This window comes from Salinisphaera sp. RV14 (genome assembly GCF_052044135.1).
Classification (GTDB): Bacteria; Pseudomonadota; Gammaproteobacteria; order Nevskiales; family Salinisphaeraceae; genus Salinisphaera.
In genome coordinates, this window is record NZ_JBQDYF010000018.1 from 57,487 (window position 1) to 67,126 (window position 9,640).

The following is a 9,640-nucleotide window of genomic DNA, read 5'->3' on the forward strand; positions in this document are numbered from 1 at the left end:
GGGGCCGCGGGTGATCGCGCCGCGCGATGCGCGAGCCGTTACGACAGGCCGCTTGCGTGCAGCTGATACAGCGCGATCTCGCCGAGCAGGTTGGGGGCCAGGCGCATCGCCGCATGCGCGCGGTGGGCATGATTGACGAAATGCCGGCGCACGATCTCCACCCGTTTGGTCGCACACAGCTGCTCGAAATCGCGCACCGTGCACAGATGGATGTTCGGCGTGTTGTACCAGCGATTGGGCAAGGCGCGTGACGACGGCATGACGCCGTGCCAGGCCAGGCTCAGTCGCATGCGCCAGTGCGCGAAGTTGGGGAAAGTCAGGATCGAGTCGCGGCCGATGCGCAGCATTTCGTCGATGAGCACATGCGGCTGCTGGACTTCCTGGATCGCCGAGCTCATCACGACATAATCGAAGCTGTCGTCCTCGAACTGGCTCAGCCCGGCATCGAGATCGAGTTGCAGCACGTTGACGCCGGTCGCGATCGAGGCGATGACGTTATCGGGGTCGATCTCCAGGCCATAACCGCGCACGTTCTTGGTGGCCTCGAGATGGGCCAGCAGGGCACCGTTGCCACAGCCCAGATCGAGCACGCGCGTGCCGGGCGCGATCCAGTCCGAGATGAGGGCCAGGTCGGCCCGCAGACCGTCTCGCGTCGGCGTGCTCAGCGTGTTCATGCGCCCACCTCGGCGGCCACGCGGCTCATATAGGCCTTCATCGTGTTCATGTAGTGCGGCATCGTGAGCAGAAAATCGTCGTGGCCGAGATCGGATTCGACCTCGGCATAGGCGACCTGCTTGCCGGCGTCGACCAGGGCGTCGACGATCTCGCGCGAGCGGGCCGGCGCGAAGCGCCAGTCGGAGGTGAACGAGATGACCAGAAAACGTGCCGTGGCCGGCTCGAACGCCTCGGCCAGCCGGCCGCCGGTGGCGTAGGCCGGGTCGAAGTAATCCAGCGCCTTGGTCATCAGCAGATAAGTGTTGGCATCGAAGCGGGTGACGAACGATTCGCCCTGATGCCGCAGATACGACTCGACCTGGAACTCGACATCGAAGCCGTAATTGATACGCCCGGCGCGCAGGTCGCGGCCGAACTTGGCGCGCATGGCGTCATCCGACAGATAAGTGATGTGACCGAGCATGCGGGCCAGCATCAGGCCGCGGCGCGGCACCACGCCTTTTTCGTAGTAGCGGCCTTCGTGGAACTCGGGGTCGGTGACGATGGCCTGGCGGGCGATCTCGTTGAACGCGATGTTCTGGGCCGAGAGTTTCGGTGCCGAGGCGATGACCACCGCGTGCGCCAGCCGATCCGGATAGTCGATGGCCCATTGCATCACCTGCATGCCGCCGAGACTGCCGCCGACCGCCGCCGCCCAGCGCTCGATCCCGAGATGGGCGCGCAACAGGTTCTGGGAACGAACCCAGTCGCCGACCGTCACCACCGGGAAATCCGGGCCGTAATGACGTCCGGTTTCCGGATTGAGGCTGCCCGGGCCGGTGGAGCCGTTGTAACAGCCGAGATTGGCCGGCGAGACCACGAAGAAGCGATTGGTGTCGATCATCTTCCCGGGGCCGATGCATTTGTTCCACCAGCCCGGCTTGGCGTCGGCCTCGCTGTGGTAGCCGGCGGCATGGTGGTTGCCGGACAACGCGTGGCAGATCAGCACCGCGTTGGAACGCGCCACGTTGAGCGTGCCGTAGGTCTCGTACACCAGGTCGAATTCGGCCAGCTGCTTGCCGCAGTCCAGAGCCAGCGGTTCGTCGATGTGCAGCGTCTGCGGCTCGACGATTCCGATCGAGTGGGCGGGAGATTCCATCGCCATCGCGCTAACGGAACAGCCCCGGCAGCGGCAGCAGGCGCGAGACCACTTCCAGCGCGATGATCACCACCAGCGGCGACAGGTCGAGACCGCCGATGCTGGGAATCACGCCGCGCACCGGCCGCAACAGCGGCTCGTTGATGGTAAACAGAATGTCGGTGGCCGGGCTGAACTGATTCGGCGAGATCCAGCTCATCAGCGCCTGGGCCAGGATCGTGAAGAAATACAGATTGCAGACCAGCGTGGCCATCTTGAGGATCGCCCAGGCCAGCGACGGCAGCAGTTGCGGGCCGAAACCGGGCGCGCCGAGCGCCAGATCGATCTGGATCAGGACGTAGGACAGGATCAGGCCGAACACCAGTGCCGGCAGGTCCCAGTTGCGCCAGCGCGGAATCGCGTGGCGCAATACGTTCACCGGCGTACGCGTGGTCTGCCAGACGAACTGGGAGATCGGATTGCGGAAATCGGCATGCACCAACTGCAGGATCACCCGCAGCAATACCACGATGATGTACAACGACAACACCGTATCGACGAGAAACAGCAGGGCATTGTTGGTGTGATCGATCATGAATCTAACCGTCGGACAGGTCGCGGGCGAGTTCGGCGGCACGGTCGGATGCCGCCCGCATGGCGCCGGCCACGAGCCGGTCGAGATCGCCGGCCTGGAAGTGGTTGAGCGCGGCGGCGGTGGTGCCGCCCTTGGAGGTCACCTTGGCCCGCAGGGTGGCCGGGTCGTCGCCGGACTCGGTGGCCATGCGGGCCGCGCCCAGTGCGGTCTGGAGCACGAGCTCGCGCGCGGCGGTCTCGTCCAGCCCGAGCTGGGTGGCACCGGCGATCATCGCCTCCATGAAGGCGAAGAAATAAGCCGGGCCGCTGCCCGAGGTCGCGATCACCGCATCGATAAGCGATTCATCCTCGACCCAGGCATTGACACCCGCGGTGGCCATCATGTCGTCGGCGAGCTGGCGTTGTTCGGCCGTCGTGATGGCATCGGCGTAAAGACCGGTCGCGCCCACCCCGAGCAGCGACGGCGTATTCGGCATGCAGCGCACATAGGCGAAATCGGCGCCCAGCCACTGGCGCAGTGCCGACAGCGGGATGCCGGCCGCAATCGACAGAATCAGCGGGCGGGCCGTGCCGAGCAGCGGGGCGAGGGCGCGCGCCGTATCCGCCATGCCCTGCGGCTTCACCGCCAGCACGACCGCATCCGCGGTTGCCAGGTGCGCAGCCGGCGCCTGCGCGACCGTGTTCACGCGATACTGCTCGGCCAGGCGTTCGCGCTTGTCGGCGTTGTGATCCACCACGGTAATGCTGTCACCGGGCCAGCCCGCGTTGCGCAGCCCGCTGACCAGACTGGTCGTCATGTTGCCGCCGCCGATGAATACGATGTTCTGCATCCTGCACCTCGCATTGTGACAACGCGGGATCGAACCCGCCGCGACGCGATCGGCAATCGCGGGCGGCCGGGTGGCCATGCTTGCGCATTCGGCAAGTGCCGATGCCGCCGGCTCGGATTCGACCGTCTAAATGCCGGGCATGATACGCCAAGCATCGGCGTGCGGGCGAGTGGCCGAGTATTTTCAATCCAGAGATGAGCCTGAACAGTGCGGGGGACGGCGTCAGTCAGGCGATAGGGGTCGGTGTTGGCCCTTGCCCATGAATGTTCGTGCCCGCATGGGCGCGATCTTGTTTGCGCCGATGGCTGCCCATCGACGCCCAGGCATGGATCAAAGTGCCGTCCACACCGAAGTGCTGTTTGGACAACACCCGGCGCTGGCGCGCCTGATCGACCGCTGCGGCCAATGACCGACCGGTCACCGCGCCGTCGATGAGACGCGGGCGGTTCTCGGTGAATGTCACGTCTCCCGGACTGTATCGTACAGCGACAGGCCGGCGCACCAGCGTAAAGAGCATCTTGTAGCGGAGCGGCTCAACAAACATGCGCTCGGCGCCGGCCGAGTACGTGCCTGGAGCAGCCAAGCCCGGCTCTGGTCGGCGACCGATCAGCGGGCACAAGATCCGTCGTCCGCGAATACGACAACAGCGACAGCCGTTCGGCGTCCGGGCTTGACATCAGGTCGGCGCCCATTGACTCCCTGCCGCTCGGCCCAGGCCGAGAACACTATTGCCGGCCATGCCGTGTGGCAGAAGTTGAGATTGGTAAGCGCTCGCGAGTCGTCAGGTTAAATTTCGGTAAGAACGCCAACCAGTGCGAGCACCAACCATGGCATTTACCCGCCGGGGTTTCTAACTCAGAGCATATGGATTGTATCGCAATCCATGATGCGCTTGGGATGAGGCAAAGTGAACGCCGAAACGTCGTTTTGGCGCAGATGGTTACGATGAAGTGCATATCAGGCCGGCGTCCGGCACCACACGTGTGCGCCAACGTGTTTTTCATATGCGTGCATGGGGCGTGTTGAAGAGTCTCGGCTCTGCCTGACGCTTGGCCCGTTTTTGCTGTCTAACGATATTATTACGCTTATCGTATGTATCGATGTCTAAACCGGCATAAGTTTCATAACTCCGTCACAAGCGGTCTGTAGCGTTTCATGCTCAATCAGTAACATGAATTATTTCGCTATCGGGGTCGGTGATGATCGGAATCTATGTGAAACGACACTTGTTCGGGGACGTCGCAAAAGTTGCCGCCTATGGCACGCTGACGACGTTTTGCGTGGCGGTACCGTTTGCTTACGGTAGTACCAATAAAGAAAATGCTACGCACGCGCTGCCTGCTAAAATCAAGACGCCTGTTTCAGCGGGCTCTAAGATCAATATTGGTTCACCGGTAACTCTTGGTCAGATTACAGTTACAGGAGAGCAATCAGCCGCAGTCGAAACTCGTAAAAAAGAGGAGAGTGCGCCTAACATCGTATCGATTCGGTCGGCAAAGCAAATCCGTAAACTTCCCGACGTAAACGCAGCCGAAGCCCTATCGAGAATGCCGGGCGTCACCCTGGAGGAGGACAGCGGATCCGGACGATACGTTCACATCCGCGGCCTTTCCGCTGATTTAAGCAGTGTGACGTTCAAGGGAATCCAGTTACCGCCTACGAATCCGGCTTCCCCGGCAGGCGGTGGGAGAGCGGTCGCCCTCGATACGATTCCTTCCGGGCTTATCGGCTCCTTGTCGGTTACTAAAACCAATATGCCGGACCAGGACGCTGAAGCATTGGGCGGCACCATTGAGATTACGCCCAAGTCGATACCGGCCAGCCAAGACTACATCCTGCAGGGACACATCGGTAGCGGCGACCAATTATGGAGCGGCACACCCATCTATTCGGCTGGTGCAACGGCTGGTAAACGATTCGCCCTGCACACTACGAAAGGGCAGAGTAAATACACGCGAAAGCCATTCAGTGTGGTCGGCACCGTCAACTATCATGCCGATAAACGTAGTTTTCCAGATCACGAATCCGATTTTCAGGATAGTAACGGCGTGCCGCGGAATGCGTGGATCGATCTGTCACAGAGGAACTACCGTTACCACCGTAAGATGCTCGGTTTTGGCGGGGAGCTCGCTTACGATCCCAGCGATAACAGCCACTATTATATAGACTACTTCAATAGTGGTTATACAGAAACCGCGAACAAAAACGAACTGTTTCTCGGGAATCTGGATAACCATCTCGGCATCGTCAACCCCGCTACCGGGGCCCCGTATCCAGCCTTCGCGCCGGACCCGAATAACCCGAACGGCATTCTGGCGCCAGCCGCGCAGTATCGACTTTATCGCGCCCACTATGTCACTAAAATCAATACTCAGCTGGTTACATTCGGTGGTAAAAACCACTTTAAAAACTTGTCAGTTAATTACCATGGTGCTTATACGCAAGGCGTATTTAACGATCCATGGCACGATGCCTATTCGGGTACGTTTACCCAGTCCAATCCGGCAACTCTAACGTACGACAACACCACTAGGCCGTCCTATCCTTCGTATAGCGTGTTGAGCGGGCCGGTTCCAACGGACATTCGCGGTTATACGCTGAGTAGCCTGAATAGAACCGGCAGTTTGACGAAGACAGGCATATGGTCTGGAGCTGTCAATTTTTCCTTGCCTATGAACCTGTTTACGCAAAGCGATGCGGAGAAACTCAAGTTCGGGTTGAAGACACGGTTAGAGAATAGGCTGAATAAATCAACGGGTCCGACGTTCTCTAGCGTCGGTGACATGCCGTTGAGTGACGCATTCACCCATAAATACATCAGCTTATATGACGGGCGCTACATAAATCCCGGCGTTAACCTGAATAAAATCATTAATTACTACAATACGCATTTGAGTCAGTTCAAGGTTGACCGGGCGGCGACGCGTCAAAACCATGCGGCTGCTTATTCGAATGATAACGAGAATGTTTACGCGGGTTATATGCAGTATCAGGCCAAGTTCGGTAAACTTGGCGTTCTTGCAGGTATGCGCCTGGAGGCAACGAATGCGACGTATCGGGCAAATAGCCTCACTACGCGGTCGGACGGGTCGGTGGCGATTACTGCAAATAAAAAAACAGCCAGTTATTTTGATTATTTCCCGACCTTTCAACTCCGTTACGCTTTTACGCCTAAGCTAATCGGGCGATTCGTTTACTCGTCGGCAATTGGGCGGCCCGGGTTTACCCAAGTGACTGCATCGGAGTCGTTAAATCCGGCGTCGGGTACGATAAGCCGGGGGAATCCGAACTTGAAACCAACAACCGACGACGCGTTCGACTTGTCCCTGTCCTACTACTTGCCGCAGGGCGGTGTCGTCTCGATTAACCCCTTCGATAAAGAGCTGCACAATTATATTGTCAATACGACCCAGAACGGTGTTGTTTTGCCAAACTCCGGCAGGTATGCCGGGTTCGCTGGGCCGGCATCTATTCAGTCTTATAAGAATATCAGTTCAGCACGCGTTTATGGTGTCGAGCTTGATTACCAGCAGCAGTTCAGATTCCTGCCGGGACCGCTGGCGGGTCTGGGTGCGATGTTTAATTACACCTATGCCCATTCATCCGGGGAAATTCATGCGCACCACTCGGGCAGCCTGCCGGAGACCTCTAAACATACGTTAAATGCGGGCATGTTTTATGATAAAGGCCGGTTCGGCTTGAATTTGGCGATGCAATATAGAAGCAAGGACATCTTTGGCGTCGGTAGCTCCCGACGTACCGATGTCTATGCACAGCCGCGCTTAACTCTTAATCTTGGCAGTCACTATCAGTTCCGGCACCACTGGCAAGTTTACTTCGACGCGAAGAACTTGCTTAATACGCCGCTAACCTTCACGGAAGGACCGAATAGTAGTCGCATAATCCAACGCGAGTACTACGGGGCGACCGTGATGGGCGGTGTCCGATTTAACTTCGGGGGTGCCGGTAGCTACGCTGGTGGGGCAGATCGAGCGAATCGTTCCTGATGAGTCATGGGTTTGGCGCGACGCGATGGTCGCGTCAAACCCAACTTTGACATGACTTGACGCTCGACGACAGCAGCCTTTTCACTGGTATGTCGTGCGCTGGTCTGTGCTCACGCAGCCCTCGAAGCGATGCCGGCGATGATGTCTTCGCCGTACCAGGGGCAGCGTTTTGTAAGCGCTTGCCGGGCGCGCGGCATCGATCGACCGGACCGGGGTTTGGCGATCTGGGACGTTAATCATACGTTCCGGTCCGCTCAGGATTGCGGTTGTCTGAGCGGTTTCCCATTCGACCATGTCGGCATAAACGGTCGTTTCATTCGTGGGTTCGCCGACGGCGTCTGCAACCGTGATGGCGATGTGCGGGCGCGGCATCGCGATCACCGGCGGGTTGGTGGGAAACGACGCCATAGAGCGCGAAGCCGAAGCGATCACCATGGACGATGCCCAAGGCTTCGGTATGACTCGAGATGCTGCCCAATGTGGACTTGCTGTCACATGGGTGAAATTCAGATCGTCCAAGTTGGGGTAGCGACCCGATTCGGACCCGGCATCCGCCGTGGACGGTTGCTCCGGTTTTTTTTCAGCAGATTAGAGAGGCGTGGTCATGGATCGTAGGCGTTTTCTTCAAACGGCCGCCGCCGGTAGCGGCTTGGCAGTGTTCGGGAGCTCGGGTATTTTGCGACTCGCGCAGGCGCAGGATCACAAGAAACCGGATATCGCAGGTCTGCGCGATAACATCGATCACATTATTGTCATCTATCAGGAAAATCGAAGTTTCGATCACTATTTCGGAACCTATCAAAACCCGAAAGGCGGGGCCGTAGCCAACCTGCTCAATGCCGAGGGCAAGCTCGATTCGCGGTTCACGGGCCTGCAGAAGAATCCGGCCGGTATGGCATATCAATACTTGCCGGTACCCGACGATATCCCGGGCTTCCAGGGCGCGCAGTTGACCAATCAGCCGTTTCACATGGCCCCTTATGTGCCGGCGACGCATAACGTGCCGTGGGATCCAGAGCATCACTTCTACCGCATGTACGCGGAGGTGGATGGTGGTCGCATGGATCAGTTTGTCGCCTTGGCGCTGTCCCGCCATCACAAGCCGTTCGACCATATGGCCTCAGGGCATATCGATGCCACGCGCCTGACCTTCAAGGAGTCCAAGCCGTCCGGGGCGGTACTGGGTTTTTATCAGCGCGAGGACATTCCAGATTACCACAAGTTGGCCGACAACTACGTCCTGTTCGACCACTTCTTCCAGGCCATGTCGGGTGGCTCGACAGGCAATGCGCTGTACCTCGCCGCGGGCCGTTCGGCGCACTGGAAAGAGGTGCCGACGAAATACCAGGGCAGCCTACGGCCGCCGTTCTTCGATCTGCCCTATGACGAAAATGGTGTGCTGATCAACGATTTGCCGCCTGTGCTGGGACCGACCGAGGTATCGCCGGGAAAGCTGAAGATTGCGCCGCCGCCCGAGGAGCAGACTTATGCCAACATCGGCGACCGTCTGAACGACGCGAATGTTTCCTGGGCCTGGTACAACGACGGCTGGAATGCGGTCAAGAACTGGGCGATGAAGCGTGCCGATGGCAAGGGCGATGGCTCGATGATCGTCGACAGCCTTTATACCTACGAACCGCACCACAATCCGTTCCAGTATTATCCGAGCTGGTTCGACAACGTTCGGGCCGGTCGTATGCGCGACACCGAAGATTTCTTTGCCGATGTCAAGAAGGGCGAATTGCCGGGGGTGTCGTTTCTCAAGGCTACCGCCGAGAACGACGAACATCCGGCCGACTCGGCACCGCAGTGGGGCATGAACTGGGTCATGAACCTGCTGAGGGCCGTGGGCGACAGCCCCCTGTGGGACAAGACGGCGGTCGTCATCACGTATGACGAAGGCGGTGGCCTGTGGGATCATATGGCCCCGCCGCGGCCGGACGCCTACGGTTGCGGTACGCGAATTCCGGCGCTGGTGGTCAGCCCCTATGCCAAGCCGGGCCATGTGGATCACCATGTCGCGGATACGACCTCCGTGCTCGCTTTTATCGAGACGCGTTTCAAGCTCGATGCGATGAGTTCGCGCGATGCCAATGCGTACAACCTGATGCACGCATTCGATTTCAGCCAATCCCCGCGGCCGCCGAAATTCCTCTGAGCGGTTGACAGATACGGCCCGCGATCCGGCACCCACGGGCGGTCTTGTTGACACCCGTGTGGCGGCGTTCGCCCACGGGCTATGATGATCTTGCCCCGCTATGGACTGTCCGTAAGCCGATCGGTTTGCGGACAGCCTTATTAATCCGGCATCAAAATGGCTGACTTCGTCCGCTGTTTTCAACGCCTTCGAAAATAAAAGCCAGCGCCTGTCCGTCTTTTATTTTCAAAGGCTTCGCGGCCAATGGCCGCGGCGAGCA

8 protein-coding genes are annotated in these 9,640 nt (G+C 59.1%); 2 read left to right on the plus strand and 6 right to left on the minus strand.

All coding sequences use genetic code 11. From position 1 onward, the window contains the following. Positions 1-38: 38 nt before the first annotated feature. The 5 genes from metW to ACS8Y6_RS15125 all read right to left on the minus strand — a co-directional run bounded on the left by metW (position 39) and on the right by ACS8Y6_RS15125 (position 3,760). The gene (gene metW, locus ACS8Y6_RS15105; RefSeq protein ID WP_440849644.1) at positions 39-674 is read right to left on the minus strand and encodes a methionine biosynthesis protein MetW; all 636 of its coding nucleotides are present in this window, start codon (positions 672-674) and stop codon (positions 39-41) included. Continuing rightward, the gene (metX, locus tag ACS8Y6_RS15110) at positions 671-1,819 is read right to left on the minus strand and encodes a homoserine O-succinyltransferase MetX (RefSeq protein ID WP_440855916.1); all 1,149 of its coding nucleotides are present in this window, start codon (positions 1,817-1,819) and stop codon (positions 671-673) included. Before metX ends, metW begins: the two co-directional genes overlap by 4 nt. Before the next feature lie 4 nt (positions 1,820-1,823). After that, positions 1,824-2,387: a YggT family protein gene (locus ACS8Y6_RS15115; RefSeq protein ID WP_440855917.1), complete on the minus strand. Its 564-nt coding sequence runs from the start codon at positions 2,385-2,387 to the stop codon at positions 1,824-1,826. A gap of 4 nt (positions 2,388-2,391) precedes the next feature. Continuing rightward, positions 2,392-3,216, minus strand: coding sequence for a pyrroline-5-carboxylate reductase (gene proC, locus ACS8Y6_RS15120; RefSeq protein WP_440855918.1), 825 nt, complete (start codon positions 3,214-3,216; stop codon positions 2,392-2,394). A gap of 226 nt (positions 3,217-3,442) precedes the next feature. After that, positions 3,443-3,760 (minus strand): hypothetical protein, encoded by a 318-nt coding sequence (locus ACS8Y6_RS15125; protein WP_440855919.1) that lies wholly within the window; start codon positions 3,758-3,760, stop codon positions 3,443-3,445. A 655-nt stretch (positions 3,761-4,415) separates the two neighbouring features. Here ACS8Y6_RS15125 and ACS8Y6_RS15130 point away from each other — a divergent pair. Then, positions 4,416-7,223 (plus strand): TonB-dependent receptor, encoded by a 2,808-nt coding sequence (locus ACS8Y6_RS15130; RefSeq protein ID WP_440855920.1) that lies wholly within the window; start codon positions 4,416-4,418, stop codon positions 7,221-7,223. 81 nt (positions 7,224-7,304) lie between these two features. Here the strand turns inward: ACS8Y6_RS15130 and ACS8Y6_RS15135 are convergent, their stop codons facing one another. Then, a complete protein-coding gene (locus tag ACS8Y6_RS15135) occupies positions 7,305-7,658 on the minus strand; it encodes a hypothetical protein (protein WP_440855921.1) in 354 nt (117 codons plus the stop codon). Between the two features lie 241 nt (positions 7,659-7,899). Between ACS8Y6_RS15135 and ACS8Y6_RS15140 the strand changes: the two genes are divergently transcribed. Beyond that, positions 7,900-9,381 (plus strand): phospholipase C, encoded by a 1,482-nt coding sequence (locus ACS8Y6_RS15140; protein WP_440855922.1) that lies wholly within the window; start codon positions 7,900-7,902, stop codon positions 9,379-9,381. Positions 9,382-9,640: the final 259 nt, after the last annotated feature.

Excerpts from the sequence above, each read along its gene's own strand:
- ACS8Y6_RS15115 (WP_440855917.1), bottom strand. The coding sequence starts at position 2,387 with ATGATCGATCACACCAACAATGCCCTGCTGTTTCTCGTCGATACGGTG.
- proC (WP_440855918.1), bottom strand. The coding sequence starts at position 3,216 with ATGCAGAACATCGTATTCATCGGCGGCGGCAACATGACGACCAGTCTG.
- metW (WP_440849644.1), bottom strand. The coding sequence starts at position 674 with ATGAACACGCTGAGCACGCCGACGCGAGACGGTCTGCGGGCCGACCTG.
- ACS8Y6_RS15130 (WP_440855920.1), top strand. The coding sequence starts at position 4,416 with ATGATCGGAATCTATGTGAAACGACACTTGTTCGGGGACGTCGCAAAA.
- ACS8Y6_RS15135 (WP_440855921.1), bottom strand. The coding sequence starts at position 7,658 with ATGGTGATCGCTTCGGCTTCGCGCTCTATGGCGTCGTTTCCCACCAAC.
- metX (WP_440855916.1), bottom strand. The coding sequence starts at position 1,819 with ATGGCGATGGAATCTCCCGCCCACTCGATCGGAATCGTCGAGCCGCAG.
- ACS8Y6_RS15125 (WP_440855919.1), bottom strand. The coding sequence starts at position 3,760 with ATGTTTGTTGAGCCGCTCCGCTACAAGATGCTCTTTACGCTGGTGCGC.